Source organism: Micromonospora sp. NBRC 110038 (assembly GCF_020884815.1).
Lineage (GTDB): Bacteria > Actinomycetota > Actinomycetes > Mycobacteriales > Micromonosporaceae > Micromonospora > Micromonospora haikouensis.
Genome location: NZ_BBOL01000009.1, coordinates 323,728 through 346,621 on the forward strand (window position 1 = coordinate 323,728; position 22,894 = coordinate 346,621).

Annotated in this window: 17 protein-coding genes; 5 read left to right on the forward strand and 12 right to left on the reverse strand. The window is 72.7% G+C overall.

The genetic code is table 11. From position 1 onward, the window contains the following. Window positions 1-173 precede the first annotated feature (173 nt). A complete protein-coding gene (locus tag LPU61_RS27040) occupies window positions 174-959 on the forward strand; it encodes an FkbM family methyltransferase (RefSeq protein WP_229406549.1) in 786 nt (261 codons plus the stop codon). Between the two features lie 380 nt (window positions 960-1,339). After that, on the forward strand, window positions 1,340-4,351 hold the full coding sequence (locus tag LPU61_RS27045) for an Ig-like domain-containing protein (protein ID WP_229406550.1): 3,012 nt from the start codon (window positions 1,340-1,342) through the stop codon (window positions 4,349-4,351). A 92-nt stretch (window positions 4,352-4,443) separates the two neighbouring features. Here LPU61_RS27045 and LPU61_RS27050 read toward each other — a convergent pair whose 3' ends face one another. The 5 genes from LPU61_RS27050 to LPU61_RS27070 form a co-directional block, all read right to left on the reverse strand. Further along, a complete protein-coding gene (locus LPU61_RS27050; protein ID WP_229406551.1) occupies window positions 4,444-5,058 on the reverse strand; it encodes a hypothetical protein in 615 nt (204 codons plus the stop codon). Further along, on the reverse strand, window positions 5,055-6,431 hold the full coding sequence (locus tag LPU61_RS27055) for a hypothetical protein (RefSeq protein ID WP_229406552.1): 1,377 nt from the start codon (window positions 6,429-6,431) through the stop codon (window positions 5,055-5,057). The genes LPU61_RS27050 and LPU61_RS27055 overlap by 4 nt, the downstream gene beginning before the upstream one ends. Then, the gene (locus tag LPU61_RS27060; protein WP_043961631.1) at window positions 6,428-7,231 is read right to left on the reverse strand and encodes an ABC transporter ATP-binding protein; all 804 of its coding nucleotides are present in this window, start codon (window positions 7,229-7,231) and stop codon (window positions 6,428-6,430) included. Before LPU61_RS27060 ends, LPU61_RS27055 begins: the two co-directional genes overlap by 4 nt. A gap of 95 nt (window positions 7,232-7,326) precedes the next feature. After that, window positions 7,327-8,121: a zf-HC2 domain-containing protein gene (locus LPU61_RS27065; RefSeq protein ID WP_229406553.1), complete on the reverse strand. Its 795-nt coding sequence runs from the start codon at window positions 8,119-8,121 to the stop codon at window positions 7,327-7,329. After that, window positions 8,118-8,669: an RNA polymerase sigma factor gene (locus LPU61_RS27070; protein WP_229406631.1), complete on the reverse strand. Its 552-nt coding sequence runs from the start codon at window positions 8,667-8,669 to the stop codon at window positions 8,118-8,120. The genes LPU61_RS27065 and LPU61_RS27070 overlap by 4 nt, the downstream gene beginning before the upstream one ends. 210 nt (window positions 8,670-8,879) lie before the next feature. On the opposite strand from LPU61_RS27070, the gene LPU61_RS27075 reads away from it, so the two are divergent. Next, window positions 8,880-10,526, forward strand: coding sequence for a cellulose binding domain-containing protein (locus tag LPU61_RS27075; RefSeq protein WP_229406554.1), 1,647 nt, complete (start codon window positions 8,880-8,882; stop codon window positions 10,524-10,526). Between the two features lie 49 nt (window positions 10,527-10,575). Here the strand turns inward: LPU61_RS27075 and LPU61_RS27080 are convergent, their stop codons facing one another. After that, window positions 10,576-12,156, reverse strand: a complete 1,581-nt coding sequence (locus tag LPU61_RS27080; protein ID WP_229406555.1) for a bifunctional NAD(P)/FAD-dependent oxidoreductase/class I SAM-dependent methyltransferase — start codon at window positions 12,154-12,156, stop codon at window positions 10,576-10,578. Window positions 12,157-12,329: 173 nt separating this feature from the next. Between LPU61_RS27080 and LPU61_RS27085 the strand changes: the two genes are divergently transcribed. Then, entirely contained in the window at window positions 12,330-12,704 is a 375-nt protein-coding gene (locus tag LPU61_RS27085; protein WP_043961635.1) for a PadR family transcriptional regulator, read from the forward strand. Then, entirely contained in the window at window positions 12,701-14,071 is a 1,371-nt protein-coding gene (locus LPU61_RS27090) for a permease prefix domain 1-containing protein (protein ID WP_043961636.1), read from the forward strand. Before LPU61_RS27085 ends, LPU61_RS27090 begins: the two co-directional genes overlap by 4 nt. 65 nt (window positions 14,072-14,136) lie before the next feature. Here LPU61_RS27090 and LPU61_RS27095 read toward each other — a convergent pair whose 3' ends face one another. From LPU61_RS27095 to LPU61_RS27120, 6 genes are all read right to left on the reverse strand, one after another. Then, window positions 14,137-15,264 carry a glycosyl hydrolase 53 family protein gene (locus LPU61_RS27095; RefSeq protein WP_229406556.1) on the reverse strand — a complete coding sequence of 376 codons (1,128 nt, stop codon included), beginning with the start codon at window positions 15,262-15,264 and terminating at the stop codon, window positions 14,137-14,139. Between the two features lie 89 nt (window positions 15,265-15,353). Further along, window positions 15,354-15,548: a hypothetical protein gene (locus tag LPU61_RS27100; protein ID WP_043961637.1), complete on the reverse strand. Its 195-nt coding sequence runs from the start codon at window positions 15,546-15,548 to the stop codon at window positions 15,354-15,356. 187 nt (window positions 15,549-15,735) lie between these two features. Beyond that, window positions 15,736-16,779, reverse strand: a complete 1,044-nt coding sequence (locus tag LPU61_RS27105) for a DUF916 domain-containing protein (protein WP_229406557.1) — start codon at window positions 16,777-16,779, stop codon at window positions 15,736-15,738. A 60-nt stretch (window positions 16,780-16,839) separates the two neighbouring features. After that, on the reverse strand, window positions 16,840-17,466 hold the full coding sequence (locus tag LPU61_RS27110) for a hypothetical protein (protein WP_043961639.1): 627 nt from the start codon (window positions 17,464-17,466) through the stop codon (window positions 16,840-16,842). Between the two features lie 40 nt (window positions 17,467-17,506). Next, window positions 17,507-19,897 (reverse strand): family 43 glycosylhydrolase, encoded by a 2,391-nt coding sequence (locus LPU61_RS27115; protein WP_229406558.1) that lies wholly within the window; start codon window positions 19,895-19,897, stop codon window positions 17,507-17,509. Window positions 19,898-20,000: 103 nt separating this feature from the next. Continuing rightward, window positions 20,001-22,877 (reverse strand): family 43 glycosylhydrolase, encoded by a 2,877-nt coding sequence (locus LPU61_RS27120; protein WP_229406559.1) that lies wholly within the window; start codon window positions 22,875-22,877, stop codon window positions 20,001-20,003. Window positions 22,878-22,894 lie beyond the last annotated feature (17 nt).

Sequence of the window (22,894 nt, forward strand, 5' to 3'; positions counted from 1 at the left end):
TGTCCAGGAATCGGCGGGCATCCCGGGCGGATGAACCGTTTCGCCGCTGCCCGCGTAGTCATCGTCAGCGCCGCGCGGCGTCCAACCGGCCGGCCGGACAGCCGGACGGCGGGGCGGTGCGGCGGCGCCGACGATCCGAGGTGTCCCGGTGGCGGGGCGACGGGAGGACCACCATGACCAGCGACGCGCGGCCCGGACAGCGGACGTTGCGCCGGGCCTGGGGACTCACCCGTTCCCTGGCCATCTACCACGGCCAACCCCACAAGCACCGCCGGGCGCTGGAGCTCTACCGGGAGTTCCTCAAGCCCGGGGACGTCGGCTTCGACATCGGCGCCCACGTCGGCGGCCGGGTACGCACCTGGCGGCGGCTGGGCGCGCGGGTGGTGGCGGTGGAGCCGCAACCCGACTGTCTGCGGGCCCTGCGCCTGTTCTTCGGCCGGGACCCGAACGTGACGATCGTGCCCGAGGCCGTCGGCGCGGACGCCGGCCGGGCGCGGCTCGCCCTGTCCACCGCCACCCCGACGGTCTCGACGATGTCTACCGAGTGGATCGAGTCGGTCACGGCGGACAGCAGCTTCTCCGGGGTCCGCTGGGACCGGTCCGTCGAGGTCGACGTGGTGACCCTCGACGACCTCGTCGCCGCGCACGGCGTGCCCGCGTTCTGCAAGATCGACGTCGAGGGCTTCGAGGTGGACGTGCTGTCGGGGCTCAGCCGGCCCCTGCCCGCGCTGTCCTTCGAGTACCTCCCCCCGGCCCACGACGCGGCCCTCGCCGCGCTCGACATCGTGGACCGGCTGGGCGGCCCGGCCGGCGGGTACCGCTACAACTATTCGCCGGTGGAGACGATGCGCTACGCCGCTGACGAGTGGCTCGACGCGGCCGGGCTGGTGCGGCTGCTGGAGCGGTTCCGCCCGGCGGGCCGGTCCGGCGACGTCTACGCCCGCCTGCGCGGGGCCTGAGGCCGGCCCCGGCGCAGCCGCCGAGCCCGATCCGTTCGGTGGAGTGAGATTCGCTCCGATGGTGGTGCGTTCCGTCGCCGGGATCATGTCTGATGGCGATCGGCCGGATTCCGGCGAGGCACGGGGTGGTGAGGCGGTTTCGCCTCTTACGGTGTCCTCGGCATGCCGGCGGGTGGACGCTGCCGGGGCCGACCCGGCGGCGCGATGCGGGCGCTAACAGGGGGTTTGTCTCGATGCGTGTTCGGAGCCGCGTCATCGCGGGTCTGGTGGCCGGGACTGTCGTGTTGATCGGTCAACCGGTCATCGCGGCGGTGTCTGCCTGGCAGGCGGGTCCTGCCGCCAAGGCGCTCGTCGTGGAAAGGCCGGGGCACACCGGCCTGGTGCCCAGCACACCGCGCAACGATGTCCCGAGGATCACCGACGGTGAGGTCACCGACATCGAGGTGATCGGGAACCGGGTGTTCATCGCCGGCTCGTTCACCGGGATCGCCAACGTCGGGCAGACCGCGCTCGCGCAGCGGTGGCTGGCGTCGTACAACATCGACACGGGCAAGGTCGACACCGACTTCCGGCCGACGTTCGACGGGGCCGTCGAGGCCGTCGAGGCGTCGCCGGACGGCTCGGCGCTCTACGTGGCCGGCACGTTCAACACCGTCGGCGGGCTCACCAAGCGCAAGGTCGCGCGGCTCGACCCGGTGACCGGTGCCCCGGTCGCCGGCTTCACCGCGCAGGGCAACGGCCGTGGGACCGCCCTGGCCGTGACCAACAACGCGGTGTACGTGGGCGGCCAGTTCACCAAGATCAACAGCACGAACCGCACCGGCCTGGCGGCGCTCAACCCGACCACGGGGGCGGTGGACGCCGGCTTCGACCTGCAGTTGTCCGGTGGCATCGGCGTCGGCGGCATGCTCACCGTGCAGCAGCTCAAGCTGACCCACGACGGCGCGAAGCTGATGGTCGTCCACACCGGCCGGCAGATCGCCGGCCAGGACCGCTACGGCGTCGGCCTGATCGACACCGCCACCAAGGCGCTCCTGCCGTGGCGCACCCGCCTGTGGGAGGACAACCTCTCCTTCGTCGGCGGCATCCAGCGGGCCTTCGGCGGCGACATCTCGCCGGACGACTCGTACTTCGTCGTCACCAGCGGCTCGGGCGGCGACCGGCCGCCGATCAACGACACCGCGATGGCGTTCCCGATGGCCGGCGGCGACCACGTCGAGCCGATCTGGATCTCCCGGCACTTCGACAGCATCTACTCGGTCGCCGTCACCGAGGCGGCAGTCTACGTCGGCGGCCACTTCAGCTGGCAGGAGTCGCCGACCGCCAACGTCCCGTGGCCGGGCCTGGACAACGTCGGGTACGGCACGGGCCAGGGCCTCAGCGGCTACGGCCTCGGCGACCAGGTGGTCCGCCGTGACCACCTCGGCGCGCTCGACCCGGCGACGGGCACCGCCCTGGAGTGGAACCCGGGTTCCAGCTCGTACGAGGGCGAGAAGGCGATGCTGGCCACCCCGCGCGGCCTCTTCGTCGGCGGCGACGGCAACACCAAGGGCGGCCTCACGGTGGGTCGGGTCGGCTTCTTCGACCTGGGCCGGGTGCCGGCGCCCTCGGCGGTGGAGACGACGATCGACACGCCCATCGAGGGACGCGTGAAGCCCGCCAACGGCTCGTTCACGATCGAGGGCCAGGCGACCGCGCCGTCCGGCGTCAAGAAGGTGCAGGTCGAGATCCAGAACCGCGGCTCCAAGAAGTACCTCCAGCCGGACCTGAAGACGTGGGGCTCCTCCGCCGTCATCGTGTCGACCCTGGCCAGCCCGAACGCCACCTCGACCATGTGGTCGCTGGCCGTCTCGCTGCCCGTCGGCGAATACCAGGTCCAGGCGAAGACGTTCGGTCGCACCAGCAGCGAGACCGACGCGACGAAGGCCGTCAAGAAGATCGAGACGTTCAGCTTCGACGACCTGCCCCCGACGACGAAGTTCAGCGCGCCGGCCGCCGGCCTGCTCGCCACGAAGACCTTCGTGGCCACCGGCACCGCCACCGACGACAAGGGCGTCAACGCGCTGACCTACTCGTTCCGCACCCCGGACAACCGCTACCTCCAGGACGACGGCACCGTCGCGCCGGTCTACAACACGTTCCGCACCGAGCCGGACGTGATCGGCGCGGTGTCGACGACCTGGCAGGTCGAGGTGACCCTGCCGACCGAGGGTGAGTGGCGGATGACCGCCACCGCCATCGACACCGCCGGCCAGAGCGACCTGCGCGGCGAGAACCGGGACTGGATCATCGCGGAGGACGGCGTGGCGCCGACGGTGGCCATCACCGCGCCCGCCGCGATGACCCCGCCCACCGCCGCCGGCCCGGTCACCGTGGCCCCCGGCAGCCCGCTCACCTTCTCCGGCACGGCCAGCGACGACGGCACCCTGAAGTCGGTCGAGGTCTACCTGCGCAACACCACCACCCGCGAGTCGCTGGCCGCCGACGGGACGTGGGGCCCCGACGCGGTCGCGGCCTACCACCGGGTGTCGCCGACGAACCTCAACGCCGCGTCGTACAACTGGTCGTTCACCACCGCGGCGCTCACCCCGGGCATCTACGACTTCCGGGTACGCGCCACCGACAACCTGGGTCTGGTCACGACGAACGCCAACCTGGGCAAGCTGAGCGTCACCGCCCAGGTGCCCGGCGACGCCTTCCCGAACGGCAAGCTGAACTTCACCGGCACCGACCAGAACGTGGAGCAGTTGCACCTGAACCTGGCCGGCACCGCGACCGACGACAAGGGCGTGCAGGGCGTCCGGGTGGCGCTGCGCGACCTGGACACCGGCCGGTACGTGCAGCCCAACGGCACGATGGCGGCGAGCTTCGCCACGGTGAACGCCACGCTCGCCTCGCCCGGCGCGACGAGCACCGCCTTCACCCTGTCGGTCGACCTGCCGACCAAGGGCGAGTACAGCGTCGAGGCGTGGGCCGTCGACACGGCGGGCCAGCAGGACAGCTCGACCTCCGGGGCCACCGCCAAGTACCTCGTCTACCCGGGCGACCTCGACCCGCGGCTGGAGCCGAGCCTCAGCCCGACCAACGGCGCGGTCTTCGGCGACTCGCGGATCGTGGTGACCGGGCGCGCGGTGGACGACGTCGGCATGTCGAAGGTGGAGGTGCAGATCGTCAACGGCGCGGGTCAGGGGATGAACTCCTCCGGCGCGTTCGGCGGCGGCTCCGCCCCGTGGATCGCCACGTTCCTCACCAGCCCGGGGTCGCCGGGGTCGAACTTCGCGTACACGTCGCCGGTGGTGCCGGCGGGCGCGTACACGATCTCGGTGCGGGCGGTCGACAACTACGGGCAGCTCCAGCAGCCGCCCACCACCATCTCGGTGACCGTCAGCTGAGCTGACGGCAGCCCAACCCGGGCCGCGTCGGGGCTACTTCCGCCCCGACGCGGCCCGGCCCGTATCCGGCCGCCGGCCCGATGCGGGCCACGTCACCGGTCGGGAGCCGTCTCCGCGGCCGGGCGACGGGGGCAGCCCCGCAGGGCGTACGCGACGAGCCCGACCACCGCGAGGACCGTCGCGCAGGCCGTCGCGGCGGTGGTGCCGGCCGGCTGGACCAGCCAGGCACCGACCTGCAGCCGCAGTTGGTCGCTCGGCCCCAGCCACGGCAGCATCGCGACGAGGGTCCAGGTCAGCGGGGCGATCCAGGACAGCGCGGCACCCAGCAGCGCGGCGCCGAGCGCGGTGAGCCCGAGCAGGCCGGCCGTGTTGCGCGCCACCACACCCAGCGGCTCGAACCGCACGTCGGTGAGCGTGCTGGCCAGGAGCAGCGCGACGATCGCGGCGGCGGCCGCCAGCACGTGCCCGGCGCGGCGGGCGGGCCAGTTGACCGACGCCGTGTGGTCGAGGGCGTCGTCGGCGCCGCCGAGCGTGGTGCCGACGGCGACCGCCGCGACCAGCGCGGCGACGCTGACCACCCGGGCGTTGACGGTCTGCCCGTCGGAGAAGTACGGCCAACTCGCCCAGAGCGACCCGACCGCGCAGACCGTGCCGGCCAGCGCCAGGGGAACCCGGCGGGCCCGCAGGTACAGGCGGAGCCACCTCACGGCTGCGCCAGGAACAGCAGCGAGTGGAACCGGTCGATCTCGCAGCCGAGCGCGGCGGCACGGGCCGCCTGCACCCGCTTCCGCTGCTCGTCGGAGGGCAGGTTCCGCAGCTCCCGGAGGGCGGCGTCCACCTTCTGCCGCTCCTCGGGGGCCGACCCCCGACCGAGGTCCGGCTGCCCGCCGGTGAGCCAGGCGACGGCGACCGCACGGGCCAGGTAGGTCGTGTGCTCGGTCCCGCACTCCCGCCACCAGGCGGCGTCGAGCAGCGCTGCCGACAGTTCGTCGGGCGAGACGTCGGCGAAGCCGGTCCAGCCCACCGACAGGGCGTCGAAGACCAGGGTCCCGTCGTCGCGGACATGGTTCGCGTCCGACCGGACCGTGTTGTCGAGCAGTTGCCGGCTCTCCTCCACGCGGGTGGGGGCGGCGCCGGGCAACTTCGCGTCGATGAGGGCCAGCGTCTCCCGGGCCGGGCCGACGACCTTGGGCAGCAGCGCGGCGTGCGCCCGGGTCACACAGACCTGGGGGCCGTCGTCGTCGCAGACCAGCTCGACGGCGGCCGGATCGAGCACGGCCGACCCGGAGTATCCGCCGGTGGGCAGCAACGGCACCGCCACGGCGGCACCGACCACGGCCGGAAGCGCGGCCAGTGCGACGGTGCGGCGGCCGGCCGCCCCGAGCAGCAGCAGCCCGGTCGCGGCGAGGGCCGCCAGCCACAGCGCCTGGAGCAGGCTGACCGACGACGGGATCGTCTTGAAGTCGTTCAACGAACTGATGGCAGGGGCCAGCAGCAGCGCCGCCGGGTCGGGCCGGACCTTCGTGAAGTTCTCGTCGTAGCCCGACATCGAGACGTAGTCGGGCACGAAGGTCAGCACGGCGAACGCGACCACCGCGAGGATCGGGGCGGTGGCCACCCGGGGCACCGCCCGGCCGGCGGCCATGCCCAGCCAGCCGGCGGCGACCAGCGCGAGCACGCCGACCGCGGTGATCGGGATCGTCGCGACGGGGAAGTAGCCGGCGGTCGGCGCCACCCAGGGGATCCCGAGGAGGAACGTCAGCAGGTACACGGTGGCCAGCGCGACCGCGTAGCCGGCGGCGAGCGGGACGCTCCGCTGCCACCGGGGGCGGACGGTGGTGCCGAACAGCTCGTCGACCCGGTGCCGCCGGTCGCGGCGTCCCAACCATGCGCCGCCGGCCAGCGCCAGTGGCATCAGCATCATCAGCGTGGACCGGGCGTACACCGCCAACTGCGTCCACCGCCCCGCGTACCCCCCGGTGACGGTCAGCATGAGCGCGGCGCCGACGATCACCAACAGCAGGACGATGCCGGGGACCGCCGACCGGCGCACCTCGGTCCGCATGATCCTCCCGATCATGCCGCCACCCGCTCCCGGTGGGAGCGCAGCAGCGCCGAGTAGCCGCGCTCGGCGGCGCTGTCCCCGGCGTCGCCGGTGCCGCCCTGCGCGGCGAGCTGCGCCGTGGTGCCCTGCCACACCAGCCGGCCCTCGTGCACCAGCACCACGTCGGTGCAGGCCACGGCGACGTCCTCGACCAGGTGGGTGGAGACCAGCACGCAGCTGTCCGACCCGATGTCGCGGAGCAGCTCGCGGAAGTCGAGCCGCTGCTCGGGGTCGAGGCCGACGGTCGGCTCGTCGAGCAGCAGCAGCTCCGGGTCGTTGACGATCGCCTGGGCGATCCCGGCGCGGCGCACCATGCCGCCGGAGAGCGTCTTCATCCGGGCGTCGGCCCGGTCGGTCAGGCCCACCCGGTCGACGGCCCGCTGGACCGCGCCGGGGATGTCGGCCTTTGGCATCTCCTTGAGCCAGGCCATGTACTCGACGAACTCCCGGACGGTGAAGCGTGGATAGAAGCCGAAGTGCTGCGGCAGGTAGCCCAGCCTGCGGCGGACCCGACGCAGGTCGGCGCGCCCGCTGATGTTCTCGCCCAGCAGGTCGAGCCGCCCACCGGCGGGCCTCACCACGGTGGCGAGCGCCCGCATCAGGGTGGTCTTGCCGGCGCCGTTCGGGCCGAGCAGCCCGTGCACACCGGTGCCCAGCGCCAGGTCGAGCCCGTTGACCGCGAGGCGTCGGCCGGCGCGGACAGCCAGGTTCTCGGCGTGCACCGTCCACGCGTACGTGGTCGGTGCGGTCTCCGCCGCGCTGACGGCACGCATCATGATCTCTCCGTTCGTCGTGTCGTCGGCGGTGCCCGCCGACGGAGAAGGGGATGTACCGGCCGGACGACCGGGGTCGCCGGTGACGACCGGGCCGGTCAGCTCCGGTCGGCGCGCAGCCGGCTGTGGTCGGTGGCCCGCAGGAGCACCACCGCGCTCAGCGCGACGGTGGCCAGCGCCCAGCCGGGCCAGCTACGGGTCTGGAGGACGACCGGCAGTTCCTGGCCGACCAGGCTCGGCGTGATCACGCCGACGGACCAGGCGATCGCCAACCCGAGCGCCGCCCGGTCCACCCCGACCAGCCCGCCCAGCGCCAGGGCGCCGGCGGTGAAGGCCAGGCACGGCAGCAGCCACAGCGCCGGCGAGTGCCCGGTCCACCAGCCCGCCACGGCCAGCACCGGGACGACCGCCGTCAGGATCGCCAGGGTCCGGCGCAGCAGCAGCGGCAGCCCCGCGCGGGGCACGGTGGCGATCAGTTCCCAGGCCGGATCGGTGCGTCGGCTCCACGCGGCGGCCACCAGCAGCAGCGGCACCAACGGCGCGACCAGCAGCACCGGCGACGGCATCCGGCCCGACACCATCTCCAGCAGGACCGCGACGACCACCAGCGCGGTGGTCGTGGCCAGCCAGGGCAGGAGCCGCGCGGCGACACCGGTGCGCCGTAGCCGGCGGCGACGCACCGGCCCGGGCCCGGCGTCGAGGCCGGCGGCGATCCCGACGGCCACCCGGTCCAGCAGCTGCCGGGCGGCCGGGTCGGCCGCGTCGGCCAGCAGCGCCCGGCACCCGGCGCAGGACTCCAGGTGCGCCTCGACGGCCCAGACGGTGACGTCGTCGACGCCGTCGTCGCCGGTGGCGTACCGGGAGATGAGGGCGGGGGTGGGGTGGTCGGTCATGACAGCGCCTCCCGTAGCGCGATGCGGGCCCGCCGCGCGTACGTCTTCACGGTTCCCTCCGGCATGCCGAGCAGCACCGAGGTCTCCCGCGTGGTCAGCCCGTCGAGCACCATCGCGCGCAGGACCCGGCGCAGGTTGAGCGGCAGCGCCAGCAGCGCCTGCTCCAGGTCGGCGTCCATCCCGCCGGCCAGCGCCTCCTCCTCGGCGGCGGGGGCGACGGTGGCGAAGGTCCGCACCGCCGGGACCCGCTCGGCGCGGGCGCGGGCGCGGAACGCGTCGACCAGCCGGTGGGCGGCGATCGTCCACAGCCAGCCGACCGCGCTGCCGCTGCCCGAGTGCCGTGCCTGGCTGCCGGCCGACCGCCACACCGCCAGGTAGGTGTCCTGGAGCACCTCGGCGACCACGTCGTCGTCGGCGCAGCGCCGCCGCAGCCGGGCGGTCAACCAGGGCGACGTGCGGCGGTACAGCTCGTCGAAGGCCCGCCGGTCGCCCCGGGCGACGCGGCGCAGCAGCGCACCCTCGTCGAGGGTTTCCAGGCTCTGTCTCACAACAGGCAAGACGATCCCCGGGCCCGCCCCGGTTTCCCATCTGTGGTGATCCACGTCACAGCTGGCGGGGGTCGTTGCCGGGGTGGTCTCGGTCGACGGGGCCGGCGGTGGCCGTCGTTACCGATAACATCGACGCTTATAGTTTCCTGGCCGGAGTAGCCCCGGCCCAGCGTCCGCGGCGTCGGCTCCGCCGCCGAAGAGGAGACAACGATGAGACGTACCGCTTCCCGCCGCCGGTGGGTGACCGCCCTGGCGGCCGGGTTCCTTCTGGTCGGCGCCGCCGTGGGCCTGCACGCCCCGGCGGGCCAGGCATTGGAGAACGGGGTCGCCCGCACCCCGCCGATGGGCTGGAACAGCTGGAACACGTTCGGCTGCAACATCAACGAGGCGCTGATCCGGCAGATGGCGGACGCGATCGTCAGCAGCGGCATGCGGGACCTGGGCTACCAGTACGTGGTGGTGGACGACTGCTGGTTCAACCCCAACCGGGACTCCGCCGGCAACCTCCAGGGCGATCCGACCCGGTTCCCCAGCGGGATGAAGGCCCTCGGCGACTACATCCACGGCAAGGGCCTCAAGTTCGGCATCTACCAGGTGCCGGTGGACAAGACCTGCGCGCAGTACTTCGGCGGGTACCCGGGGGCGACCGGCAGCCGGGGGCACGAGGTCCAGGACGCGCGGCAGTTCGCCGCCTGGGGGGTCGACTTCCTCAAGTACGACTGGTGCTCCCCGGAGGGCACGATCAACGACCAGGTGGCGACGTTCGCGAAGATGCGCGACGCGCTGGCGGCGACGGGTCGGCCGATCGTGTTCAGCATCAACCCGAACAGCATCCACGCGAAGACGGGTCCCCAGCGCAACTGGGGCGACGTGGCGAACATGTGGCGGACCACGGAGGACATCACCAACGCGTGGAACACCGGGCAGACCAACGGCTACCCGATGGGGATCCAGAACATCATCAACGTGACGGTGCCGCTGGCGTCGTACGCCCGGCCAGGCGCGTTCAACGACCCGGACATGATGGAGGTCGGTCGGGGCGGGATGACCGACACGGAGATGCGCAGCCACTTCGCGATGTGGGCGATGATGGCGTCGCCGCTCATCGCGGGCAACGACATCCGGTCGATGAACGCGGCGACGCAGACCATCCTCAAGAACCAGAACCTGATCGCCATCAACCAGGACCCCCTCGGCCTCCAGGGGGTGCAGGTGTCCAACGACGGCACCCGCCGGGTGCTGGCGAAGAAGCTGGCCGACGGCGACGTGGCGGTGGCGCTGTTCAACCAGGGCAGCGCGACCACGACGGTCTCGATCACGGCCCCCGCGATCGGCATGAGCCCCGGCACCCTCACCCTGCGCGACGCGTGGACCAACGGCACCAGCACCACCACCACCGGGACGATCTCGGCCAGCGTCCCGAGCCACGGCACGGTCGTCTACCGGGTCAGCGGCCCGGGCAGCACCCCGCCCCCCACCACGACCCCGCCGCCCACCCCGCCCTCGCCCTCTCCGCCGCCCACGACGGGCCCGCCGGCGGCCGGGTGCCGGGTCGGCGCGACCGTCAACGCGTGGAGCACGGGCCTGACCGAGAACATCACGATCACCAACACGGGCAGCTCGGCGATCAACGGCTGGTCCCTGGCGTTCACCCTGCCGGCCGGGCAGAGCATCACCGGCGGCTGGAACGCCACCTACGCCCCGACCAGCGGGCAGGTCAGCGCCACCAACGTCAGCTACAACGCGGCGATCCCGCCCGGCGGCTCGGTCTCCATCGGCTTCCAGGCCAACCACACCGGCGACTCGGCCGCACCGGCGGCCTTCACCCTCAACGGCAGCCCCTGCTCCCGCGCCTGACGCCCTGGCCCGGCCCGGTGCGCGCGTGCGGCGCACCGGGCGGGGCCGGTCACGCCCGGCGGCGGGCGACCAGCACGGCGTCGTGGATGGTGACCTCGCGGCCCTCCGGGTCGACCGTGGCCCGGGCCCGGGTCTCGGTGGCCAGCACCTGCCAGGCGGCGGGGTCGAGGGCGGCGGCGACCTCCTCGGCGGTGTACATCGCGTCCGGGAAGTGCATCCGGTGGGCGGTGGTGCGCAGGTCGCGCGGGTGGTGCCCGACGATCAGCAGCGTCCCGCCCGGCGCGACCGCCGCGGCGAGCCGCGCGAACAGCTCCCGCCGCGCCGCGCCCGGCAGGTGCATGAACTGCGCCGACACCAGGTCGTACGCGCCCTCGGCCGGCGGCCGGACGCGCAGGTCGGCGTGCAGCCACTCGATGCGGTCGGCGACCTCGGGGCCCGCCGCCGCGGCGTGGGCGGCGGCCCGCTCCAGGGCGGTGGCGGAGATGTCGACCGCCGTGACCCGCCAGCCCCGCCCGGCGAGCCAGCCGGCGTCGGCGCCCTCCCCGCAGCCGACGTCGAGCGCCCGGCCCGCCGGCAGCCCGGTCGCCTCCGCGACGAGCTGGGGGTTGGGTCGGCCGCTCCACACCGCCGGCCGGGCGCGGTAGCGCTCCTCCCAGGCGGCCTCCTCGAACATCGTCCGCGTCCGCTCCCGGTACGCGTCCACGGCGGCGCGACCCTCCTCGGCGACGAGGTCGGCGTTGATCGCCGCGCCGGCGGCCAGGCCCGCCGCGGCGGAGGAGACGACCTGGGCGCGTACGTCGGCCACGTTGCCCGCGACCCACACGCCGGGCACGGCGGTGGCCCCGGTCGGGTCGGCGGGCACCTGGCTGCCGATCACCTGCCCGCCGAACTCGACGTCGACCGGCTTGCACCCCAGCGACTCCAGCACCTCGGCGCGGGCGGTGAACCGGGGCGCGACGACCACCGCGTCGAGCGCGACGACCTCGCCGGAGGCCAGGCGTACCCCGGTCAGGGTGTCGTCGGTGACCTCGACCGCCGCGACCCGGTCCGCCACGACGGTGATCTCCCGCGCGGCGAGCCGCTCGGCGTCCTCGACGGCGAGCGTCGCGTCGTGCAGCAGGAGCAGCACGTGCGGGCTCCACTGTCGCCACAGCTCCGCCTGGTGCACGGCCGTCGGCCCGGTGGCCAGGACGCCGATGCGCCGGTCCCGGACCTCCCACCCGTGGCAGTACGGGCAGTGCAGCACGTCGCGCCCCCACCGCTCGGCCAGCCCCGGCAGGTCGGGCAGCTCGTCGGCGAGCCCGGTCGCCACCAGCAGCCGCCGCGCCCGCACCTCCCGCCCGCCGTCCAGCGTGACCACGAAGCCGGTGTCCTCCCGGGCTGCCGCCTCGACCCGGCCGGCGACGATCTCGCCGCCGTAGCGGGTCACCTCGTCGCGCCCGGCCGCCACCAGCTCGGCCGGCGGGTTGCCCTCCCGGCCCAGGTAGTTGTGCACGTGCCCGGCCGGGGCGTTGCGCGGCTGCCCGGCGTCCACCACCAGCACCGACCGCCGCGCCCGGGCGAGGGCCAGGGCCCCGCTCAGCCCGGCCGCGCCCCCGCCGACCACCACCACGTCGTACGCCTCGTCCACCGCGCGCCTCCTTCGCTCGTCGTGCGCCCACCGTGCCGCGCGGCCCGCCGATCCGACAAGAGAAGTTGCCGGAACGGCAAAAGGTCGGCCGGCCGGGTGGCCCCGCCGGAGGGGATTGCGGGGCGTGTTACCTAGAGCTACTATGCATTGCAGTTCTAGGTATAGGTGGTCGGATGCACATCACCAAGGACCTCGTCGCCGCCTCGGCGACGCCGCTCGTGCTGGGGATCCTCGCCGAGGGCGAGAGCTACGGCTACGCGATCCTCAAGCAGGTCAACGAGCTATCGGGCGGCCGGCTGGAGTGGACCGAGGGTCTGCTCTACCCGCTGCTGCACCGCCTGGAGCGACTCGGGCACGTCGAGTCGTACTGGCAGACCCCGCCCGGGGGGCGCCGCCGCAAGTACTACCGCATCACCGACCAGGGCCGGGCCGAGCTGGTCGAGCAGCACCGCCAGTGGGCCGCGGTCGTCGACGCCCTGCGCGGCGTCTGGAACACGACCCGGTCCATCAACCCGATCGCGGCACCGGCCTGGGAGGCGGGACGATGACCCTCGACAGCGACAGCGACCTGGAAGGCCAGATCGCCCAGTGGCGGGCCTACACGCGCCGCCGCCGGGAGCTACACCACGCCGACACCGAGGAGCTGGAGGACCACCTGCGCAGCCGGATCACCGAGCTGACCGAGGCGGGCCTGCGCAGCGACGAGGCGTTCCTCATCGCCGTCAAGCGCATGGGCAGCCTCGACGAGCTGTCGCGGGAGTTCGCCCGCGAGCACTCCGAGCGGTTGTGGAAGCAACTCGTGCTGCCGGGGGAGCCGGACGCGCCCGCCGCCGCCCGCACCCGCCGCGAGCTGCCCGTCATGGTGCTCTGCGCGGCCCTCGCGGCGCTCGCGATCAAGGTGCCGAGCTGGTTCGGGCTCGACCTGGCCGACGAGGACGCCGCCTTCTACGCCCGCAACCTGAGCCTGTTCGCGCTGCCGGCGCTGGCCGCGTACTTCGCCTGGCAGCGCCGGGTCGGCGTCCGCGTCGTCGGGGCGCTCGTGGCGCTGTTCGCCCTCGGCGGGGTCGCCGCGAACGCGTACCCGCTCGCCGGGGACTCGCAGTCCTTCGGGCTCACGGCGATCCACCTGCCGCTGGCGTTGTGGCTGGTCGTCGGCGTCGCCTACGTGGGCGGCGACTGGCGCTCCGAGCGGCGCCGGATGGACTTCATCCGGTTCACCGGCGAGTGGGTCATCTACTTCAGCCTCCTCGCCCTGGGCGGCGGCGTGCTCACGGCCTTCACCGCCGGCACCTTCCAGGCCATCGGCATCGACGCCGAGAGGTTCATCAGCTCGTGGCTGCTGCCGTGCGGCGCGATGGCGGCCGTCGTCGTGTCGGCGTGGCTGGTCGAGGCGAAGCAGAGCGTCATCGAGAACATGGCCCCGGTGCTGACCCGCGTCTTCACGCCGCTGTTCGCGGCGACCCTGCTGGCGTTCCTGGTCGCCGTCGTCTGGACCAACAGCGGCATCGACGTCAAGCGCGACGTGCTCATCCTGTTCGACCTGCTGCTCGTCGTCGTGCTGGGCCTGCTGCTGTACGCCATCTCCGCCCGCGACCCCGCCGCCCGGCCCGGGCTGTTCGACCGCCTCCAGTTGGCGCTCGTCGTCAGCGCCCTGGTCATCGACGTCCTGGTGCTGGTGGCGATCACCAGCCGGATCGGCGAGTGGGGCTTCAGCCCCAACAAGACGGCGGCGTTGGGGGAGAACATCGTCCTGCTGACCAACCTGGCCTGGTCGGCGTGGCTGTTCCTCGGCTTCGTCCGGGGCCGCGCACCCTTCGCCCGCCTGGAACGCTGGCAGACCCGCTACCTCGCCGTGTACGCCGGCTGGGCCTGGGTCGTCGTCCTCGCCTTCCCCCTCGTGTTCGACTTCGCCTGAGCCCTGAGCCCTGAGCCCTGAGCCCTGAGCCGGTCCGGTCGCCGTTCGCGCGGTGGCCGGGCCGGCTACGGCGTCCAGCGGATGTTGGGGTTCACCTGGCCGGTCCAGTTGAAGATGGCCATGTTGTCCCACTGGTTGCCGGTGCCGTTGATGTTCGCCGGGTCCCACCCGTTGCCGGGGACGGCGTACCAGGTCGGCTCCCAGTAGAAGACGCCGACGGCGCCGGCGTCGCGGGCGGTGTTCTGCACCCAGGCGAACTCGGTGGCCTGCCCGCTCCAGCTCGCGGGGTGGCCGGCGCAGGGCTCACCACCGTTGATCGAGTTCGGCTCGCCGTCGGCGTTCGCGGCGGTGAACGGGTACGCCGTCTCGGTGAGCACGACGGGCCTGCCGTAGCGGGACCGCACGTCGGTGATGACGTTGTAGAGGTTGGCCAGGCTGCCGTGCCACATGCAGTAGTAGGACAGGGCGGTCAGGTCCCACTGGACGCCCTTGGCCCGGATGCCGTCGTAGAACCAGCGCGCGTTGGCCATGCTGTCCGCGTTGGCGGTGTGGATGATCACCTGCGTGCCGCCGTTGCACTGCTTCGTCGCCTGGTAGCCGGCCTTGAGCAGCAGGCTGAGGTTGGTGAAGTCGTTGTTGACGACCTTGCCGTCGTTCCACAGCATGCCGACGTTGATCTCGTTGCCGATCTGCACGCTGTCCGGCGTGGTGCCCTGCGCCTTCAGGCTGGAGCAGACGTCGTAGGTGTAGTTGTAGACGTCCGTCTGCAACTGGCCGATGCCGTGGCTGGCCCAGGCGGCGGGCTTGTACTGCTTGCCCGGGTCGGCCCAGGTGTCCGAGTAGTGGAAGTCGATCATCAGCTTGAGGCCCTTGGCCTTGACCGTCCGCGCGTACGCCAGCACCCGGGCCTTGTTGTTCCAGCCGCTGGCGGGGTTGTTCCAGACCCGGAGCCGGACGTAGTTGACGCCGAGGCCCTTGAGGATGTCGAGCGGGTCCCGCGCCGTGCCGGCGGCGTCGTAGTATCGCGCGCCGAGGTCCAGGCTGCGCTGCACGCTGGAGACGTCCGCGCCCAGCATGGAGAGCGTGTTCGCGGCGGAGGCCGGCGCGGGCGGCACGAGCAGGGCGGCCGGCAGGGCGACCAGCGCGAGGAACGCGGCGATCCAGGCGTGCGGGCGAGAGCGGTGCCGAGTCATCCCGACCTCCTCGGTGGCGGGCGCGGGGCCGGGGCGCGGCACCGCCGGACATCAATCGATGTCCATATATACCACAGGTGGCGGGCCCGTCAGGCGTTTCGCCCCGGGCGGTCGCCCGCCTCCGTCGGGGCGGCTGCCTGGTCGACCGGGCTCACCGCGAACGGATGGCGCAGCCGCCGCATCGCCTCCTCGCTGCCGTCGAAGGTCACGCCCCGGTCGTCGAGGTCGTCGGCGGTCGGCGTGACGAGGAACAGGGCCGATCGATCGTCGTCGTGGAAAGTCATGCGGGGATCCCGTTTCTGGAGAGGAAGAACCTGGGCGGCTGCGGGTGGTGTTGCCGCATGGTCCCAGTCGGCGCTCACACCGGCGCCCGATCACGATGCCCGACGGCGGAGGGACCTCCTGCCGACACCGTCACCCCGCACCATACCCGGCGACGCCCCCGTCCACGCCGGCCGGACGTCGCCGGCCTCAGTCCGTCGAAGGCCCCACCGTGGTCGCGGACGCCCGGCCCTCCTGCCGGGCCCGGTCGAGCAGCAGGGCGAGCCGCCGCTGCCGCCGCCGACGGACGGCCCGCAGCAGCAGGGCGACCGCGACGAGAACGACCAGCAGGCCGAGCTGTGGCCACGGCACCGCCCAGACCGTCACGGTGGCCGTGGCCTGCCGGACGTCGGCGACGGTCCCGTCGCCGAGCGCCGCCGGGGTCACCGTCACGGTCGTCCGCAGCGGGCCCAGCCCCCAGACGCCGCCGACGCTGGCCCGGGCCACGCGGCTGCCGCCGGGCAGCAGCTCCTCCACCTCGACGGTGGTGTCCCGCCTGGCGAGGCCGAACGCCTCCGAGACGGTCACCCGGCCCTTGCCGGAGGCCCAGACGTTGCCGCCGTTGGCCACCGCGTACCGCAGGCGGAGGGTGCCCGGCGCGAACGGGTTCCAGGACCGGGCGTACGTGGCGGTCACGTCGTCGACGGCCAGGGCCGCCGTGGCCGTGCCGCTGGCGCGCAGCATGACCCGGAAGCCGACCCGGCTCTCGACGGCGACCGTGCCGCCGGTGCTGGTGACCGACGCCGCGATGCCCGCCGGGTGGTCGCCGGGCGCGGCGTCGGCGGGCACGGTGATCGTGAAGGGCACCACCTTCGTCTCGTTCGCGCCGACGGTGACCGTGTCGCGCACCGAGATCCAGGTGCCGCCGTCCTTCGACGTCTCGGTCGAGGGCAGCATGTTGAAGCGGCCCTTGTCGGTGAGGTAGCCGTCGGCGGCCTGGAGGCGGAAGACCGCCCTGGTGGCGCTGAAGTTGCGCACGGCCAGGTGTTCCGTCACCACCTGGCCGGGGTCGAGGGTGCGCTCGATCCACCGCCGGCCGTCCGGGCCGTCCGGGCCGGCCGGCTGCACCGCCCAGGTCAGCTTCGGCGCGGCGGGTTCCGCGCCGGCGCCGGTGGGCGCGACCGGCACGGTGACGAGCACCGCCGCCAACACGGCGAGCAGCCTCGGCAGCGCCTGCGGCACGGAACGGATCATCGGGCGTCCTCCGGCGGGGTGCGGGGGCGGGACCGCTGCCGGCCCCGCCCCCGCGCGTGATCATTCGAACAGGGACAGGGTCAACGTCGAGGTGTACGCGCCCGCGGCGACGTCCGCCGGGGTGCGCAGGTACAGGTCGGCGTTGACCGAGTACGAGTCACCGGCGACCGCCCCCGAGTCGTACGTCGACATCAGCAGCTCCTGGTCGGCCAGGCCGACATTGTTGCCGGGCTGGGTCGGCTCGTCCAGGACGGTCACGACCTCCTCGCCCTCGGTCACCGAGCCGGTGGTGCCGCCGTCGATCAGCCGCGGCTTCCAGCCGAGGTGACCGGCGCTGATCGGGGCCTGCCCGGAACTGCCGACGAAGTCGCTCGCGCTGCCGACCACGGCCCACGCCGCGCCGGCCGGCACCTCGTCGGCGGTGCGGGTGTCGGTGACCGTCACCGTCGGCAGGGTGCCGACGAACTGGCGCACCAGCAGGGTCGAGCCGTCCTCGGCCAGCGCCACCGAGTCGCCCGCGACCGACAGGGCGAGCACGCCCGGCTCCCGGATCTCCTCGATGTCGACCGTCACCCGGACGTCGGCGCCGTCCTCGGCCAGCGCCGGTGCCGGCAGCGCCGCCGTCCCGGCCAGGATGGCGGCCGCGGCACCCGCCGCGTACAGCCGCTTACGCTTCCATGTGTTCATGCGATCTCCGTTGACGTCCGTGGTTGATGGGGGTTGGTGGTCATCCGCCGCAGCTGAGGGCGGGGTGGTTGGCGGTGACGACGGTGGTGACGGTGGTGCCGTCGGTGGTGCCGGTGGCGCGGATGGTGGCGGTGCCGGCGGGGATGGAGGTGGCGCGGGTGGTGAAGGACTGGTAGGCGTTGGCGCCGGGTGCGACGGCGGTGACGGTGCGGGTGCCGTACGCGGTTTCGAGGGTGATGTCGACGGGTGCGGTGTGGCCGTTGGTGGCCTGTACGGCGACGTACGCTCGGCCGCCGACGCAGCGCGCCTGCGCGCTCGCCGTCACCGACAGCTCCGGCTGACCGGTCGCGGCCGCGAACTTCCAGGAGTCGAGTTCGAAGAGGTCCGCCCCGGCGGGGCCCGAGTAGGTGAAGTAGACGTCGTGCACGCCGCTGACGCCCTGGAGCGCGGCGGTCACCTCGGCCCACTCGCCGACGGGCGTGTCGACCTCGACCGTGCCGACCACGGGGCCCGCCACGTCGTCCAGGCGCACCTGCACCCGGCCGCCGGCGGCCAGCGCCCGCACCTTCGCCGTCACGCTCGCCGCGCCGGCCGTGCCGAAGTCGACGGACGACAGCGCCGTCCAGTCGCCGTTGTCGATGTCACGCACCACCAGGTTCGGCGCGGAGGTGCCGAACTGGGCGGAGCCGCCGTCGACCTTCGCGGTCGCGATGCCCTTGCTCCAGCCGAAGGTCTCCGCCTCGAACACCCGGTACGGGTCGAAGTCGCGGACCTGGTCCACGCCCGCGTAGGTGCCCACGACCTGCTGGATCGTGCCGTCCGGGTTGAACGTCAGCTCCTGGATGTGCGGGCTGCGGTAGCCCTGCGTGGTGTTGCCGTTGATGCGCTTGTTGAGCGTCGGGGCGTGGTAGGTGAAGTAGTACTTGCCCCCGAACTCGAACACCGACTGGTGGTTGTTGCCGCCCGTGCCGGCGCCGAAGAACTGCGACTGGTTCGGGAACAGCACGCCCGCGTAGGTCTCCTTCGGCCAGGACATCGGGTCGTCCGAGATCAGGTAGCCGATCTGGCCGCCGCCGGGGTAGCCGGGCAGCGGGGTCTGGTTGCCGCCGAAGTCCGCCCCGCCGAAGTGCGACGAGTACGACAGGTAGTACTTGCCCTGGCGCTTGAAGACCTGGGCCGCCTCGAAGGAGACCGGGGTGTCGACCACCACGGCCGACCCCTGGGTCGAGACCATGTCGTCGCCGAGCCTGATCGCCCGGATGTTCTTCGGGTTGTTGAAGCGCTCGGCGGCCGGCATGCTCGTCGATGCGGGGCCGCCACCGAAGTAGAGGTAGGCCTGGCCGTCGTCGTCCACCAGCGGGGCCGGGTCGAACTTCCACGCGACGTCCTCGGCGCCGGGGGTGCTGCCGTTGATCAGCGTGCTCGTCCGCTCGCTGGTCCACGGGCCGAGCGGCGACTCACCCGTGATCACGTTGCTCGAACCGCCGCCGTTGGCGTAGTAGAGGAAGAACTTCTCCTTCCCGTTCACCATCTTCTTCGCCATGCCGGGCGCCCACGAGTTGCCGGTGAACGGCGCGACGCCGTTCGGGCCCGCGACCTGGATCTCGCCGTGGTCCGTCCAGTTCACGAGGTCCTCGGAGGAGATCAGCGTGATCTGGTTGATGTTGCCGTAGTTGATGCTCGGCGAGATGCCCGTGACCGGGTCGGGCGCGTAGCCCTGGGTGTCGTTGGTCAGGTACAGGTAGACCCGGCCGTTGTGCACGAAGCCGAAGCCGTCGGCGCCGAACTTGTGCCCGATCAACGGGTTGTGCTCGCCGGGCAGCTTCCCGACGACCTCGATGGTCTTCGACGGCGGCGGGGGCGGCGGCGCGCCGATCACCGACACGTCGTCGAGCTTGAAGTCCATGAGGTGCAGGGCCGGGTCCGTGGACGGCGTGCTCGTCCACGGCGTCTCGAAGAAGATCCGGGCCGTCGACACGTTCTGGGCCGCCGGGATGGTGAACGTCCCGTTGAACTGCGCCCACTGCCCCTTCGTCGCGACCACGCTCACCAGGTTGGTGTAGGTGGACCCGCCGTAGTGCATGGTGGCGAAGAACTGCTTCGTCGCCGGCCCGGCGGCGTTCTCGTACTTGATCCGGGCCGTCAGGGCGTAGGTCTGCCCGGCCTGCACCTTGCCGCTGAGATCCTGCATCGGCCCGGAACCGGTCGTCGCCCGGCCGGTGACGAGCGCCGCGCCCGACCCGGCGTAGGCGTCCGGCGTCGCCGACAGCGTCGCGCCGTCGGTCGAGTTGCCGTTGTTCACGAACCAGTTGGCGACGCCGGCCTCGAACCCGCCGTTCACGATGAGGTTCTCCTCGGCGGCCTGGGCCGGCGCCGACGTGGCGACCAGCCCCGCGGCCAGCATGACGCCGACCGCCGCGATCGCGGTCACCCGTCGCCGGGCAGCCCCTCGCAAGCGTTGTCTCACTCGGTGTGCTCCTTCGTTCGGACGTGCACTTGGTGGTGGATCACCGGCCCCGTCTCGGGCCGGTCGGCTATGCGCCGCAGCTGAGGGCGGGGTGGTTGGCGGTGGTGACGGTGGTGACGGTGGTGCCGTCGATGGTGCCGGTGGCGCGGATGGTGGCGGTGCCTGCGGCGACGGAGGTGGCGCGGGTGGTGAAGGACTGGTAGGCGTTGGCGCCGGGTGCGACGCCGGTGACGGTGCGGGTGCCGTACGCGGTTTCGAGGGTGATGTCGACGGGTGCGGTGTGGCCGTTGGTGGCCTGTACGGCGACGTAGGCCCGGCCGCCGACGCACCGTGCCTGCGCGCTCGCCGTCACCGGCAGCTCGGGTTCGGCCCGGAGCACGCCGAGCCGCGCCAACTGGAAGCTGAGCGACCGCTGCGGCGCGTCGATCTGGTTCTGGGTGCCGAACCGGCCGGCCCGGGCCGCCTTGGCGCTGGCGAGTGCGGCCCGCATCGCCGTCCAGGCGTCCGCCGGGTAGTGCCGGCTGTCGAGCGTCTCGGCGTGCGCGATGGCCGCGTCGAGCGCGCCGGTGTCCAGCGGCTGGCCCTGCGCGGTCAGCGTGTCGCTGAGCAGGTAGTGGTCGAAGTCGACCCGCCCGCCCGTGGCCTGTGTGGCGTAGTTGAACAGGCCGACCCGGTGGCCCATGAAGTGCGCGAGGCTGCCGTCGAGCGTCTGCGGGCCGACCCGGTTGCCGAGCTGCGTCCAGGTGAGCCCGTCGAGGCTGTAGTAGAACGTGGTCCAGAGCTGACCGACCGGCGAGGCGAAGTCGAGGTCGGCCTTCACGTGCACCACGGTCGCGTCGCCCAGCGGCACCGTCGTGCCCGGCAGGAAGCTCTCCAGCGCGGCCTGGTCGAGGTCGACCGCGAACGGCTGCCCCCGGTTGACCACGCCGAGGGTGTTCTGGCCGTCGACGCGCTTGACCGCCACGTACGAGAAGCCCCGGTTGTAGGCGGCCAGGCCGGCGACGTCGCCGTTGCGCATGCCGGAGATGTCCATCCGGGTCTCGGCCGACTGGCGCGGGCCGAAGGTGCGCTGCGACAGGGTGTTGCGCGCCTCCTCGAACCAGGCGAGTTCCGCCCGGTTCGACAGCTTCGTGTAGACGTACTGGCCGGTGACCACCTTGCCGGTGGTCAGCCGCAGCCAGCCCTCCCGGTCGGTGAGCGACCAGTACCGGTTGTCCGGGGCGTGGTTCCACTCCCAGGCCAGGTCCAGCCGCGAGCCGTTCGGGGCGATCTCCGCCTCGGTCGGGTGTTCGGTGGTGACGGGTTGCCCGACGACCGAGACGTCGTCGATCAGGTATTCCACCGTGGACGACGCCGGCTGCGGGTTGCCCCACGGCGTCTCCACCGCGAACTTGACGTTGGCGAGGTTCGCCGTCGCCGGGAACGTGTACTGGCCGGTGACCGTCGTCCACTGGCCGACGGGGACGGTGCCGAAGGTCATCACCTGCACGCCGGAGCCCCAGTCGGCGGCCAGGTTGAACCGGACGCTGGCCGGGCCCGAGGTGTACTTGATCTTCGCCGACACCGTGTAGGTCACACCGTGCTGGAGCTTGCCGGCGAGATTCTGGTTGGGGCCGGAGCCGTTGAGCGTGCGGTTGCCGACCCGCAGCGCCGCCGAGCCCGAGGCGGCGTCGGCCGGCTCCAGGGCGAGGGTCGCACCGAACTGCGCGGCCCACGGCGAGACGCTGCCGGCTTCGAAGCCGGCGTTGCCGAGCAGCTCGACGCCGAGGAGCGACTCGTCGAGGTCGGGCGGCGTCGGGATCGTCCACTCCTCGTCCTGGTACGCCTTGTGCGGCGCGTCGTTGGCGAAGTCGTCCGAGGCGACGATGCTCTTCTGCCGTTCGAGGGCCTCCTCGGCCGGGCTGAGCCGGATCGGCTTGGCGAACGCGCCGTCGACCGGCACGACGCCGTTGTTGCCGAACGTCGGCCACCCGCCCGACCAGGTGGCGGGGATGAGGGCGGGGATGCGGCCGATCGGGAACGTGTCGCGGAAGAACATCCCGTGCCAGTCGGTCCCGCCGCCGGCGCGCGCGACCGGCACGAGGCTGCCCTGGGCGAAGCCGTTGGAGTTGAGCACGCCGCGCGCCTCGTACGTGTTGACCCCGCCGGCCGAGGTGTACCGCCCGAGCAGGTCCTTCGAGCGGAACATGACGACCTGACGCCCCTGGCCGGAGGGCCAGGTGATGATGACGGCGTAGTACCAGCCGTCGATGTGGTAGAACTGCGCGCCCTCGAACAGGCCGCCGATGAACGGCTGGCCGGCGTAGTCGGCCGCCGTGAAGATGTTCGGGTAGTCCTGCTCGATCGCGGTCAGGCCGGCGTTGAGGCGTACGGCGCTGGTGCCGCCGGAGCCGTAGAAGATGTACGGCGTGCCGTCGACGTCGAAGAAGAGCGACGGGTCGTGCAGGCCACGGCCGAGGGCGGTGCGCTGCCACGCGCCGTTCTCGATGTCGTCGGTGCGGTAGATGTACGCGCCGTTGAGGTTGTTGGTGTTGAACGCGACGTAGTACATGCCGTCGTGGTAGCGCAGCGACGACGCCCACTGCCCCTGCCCGTACGAGTTCTGGCCGTTGCGCAGGGAGAACGAGTCGCCGATGCTGGCCCGGTCGAAGACGTAGTTGACCGTCTCCCAGTTGACGAGGTCGTACGACTTCATGATCGGCGCACCCGGGCTCAGGTGCATCGTCGTGCTGATCATGTAGTAGATGTCGCGGCCCTCGTCGTTCTCGGCGGCCGGGACCCGCTCGACGCTGATGTCCGGCACGTCGGAGCGCAGCAGCGGCACGGTGTACGTGCCGTCGCCCCGGTCGGTCGACGTGTGCGACGACTCCGGGGACCACTCGTCGGCCGCCTGCGCCGCTGTGCCGATCGTCACGACGCCGGCGCACAGGAGGAGTGCCCCCACGGCCGCCAGTGAGACCC

Coding starts and splice junctions, on each gene's coding strand:
- LPU61_RS27090 (WP_043961636.1), top strand. CDS start 12,701: ATGACCCTCGACAGCGACAGCGACCTGGAAGGCCAGATCGCCCAGTGG.
- LPU61_RS27075 (WP_229406554.1), top strand. CDS start 8,880: ATGAGACGTACCGCTTCCCGCCGCCGGTGGGTGACCGCCCTGGCGGCC.
- LPU61_RS27055 (WP_229406552.1), bottom strand. CDS start 6,431: ATGATCGGGAGGATCATGCGGACCGAGGTGCGCCGGTCGGCGGTCCCC.
- LPU61_RS27105 (WP_229406557.1), bottom strand. CDS start 16,779: ATGATCCGTTCCGTGCCGCAGGCGCTGCCGAGGCTGCTCGCCGTGTTG.
- LPU61_RS27085 (WP_043961635.1), top strand. CDS start 12,330: ATGCACATCACCAAGGACCTCGTCGCCGCCTCGGCGACGCCGCTCGTG.
- LPU61_RS27040 (WP_229406549.1), top strand. CDS start 174: ATGACCAGCGACGCGCGGCCCGGACAGCGGACGTTGCGCCGGGCCTGG.
- LPU61_RS27060 (WP_043961631.1), bottom strand. CDS start 7,231: ATGATGCGTGCCGTCAGCGCGGCGGAGACCGCACCGACCACGTACGCG.
- LPU61_RS27100 (WP_043961637.1), bottom strand. CDS start 15,548: ATGACTTTCCACGACGACGATCGATCGGCCCTGTTCCTCGTCACGCCG.
- LPU61_RS27065 (WP_229406553.1), bottom strand. CDS start 8,121: ATGACCGACCACCCCACCCCCGCCCTCATCTCCCGGTACGCCACCGGC.
- LPU61_RS27095 (WP_229406556.1), bottom strand. CDS start 15,264: ATGACTCGGCACCGCTCTCGCCCGCACGCCTGGATCGCCGCGTTCCTC.
- LPU61_RS27110 (WP_043961639.1), bottom strand. CDS start 17,466: ATGAACACATGGAAGCGTAAGCGGCTGTACGCGGCGGGTGCCGCGGCC.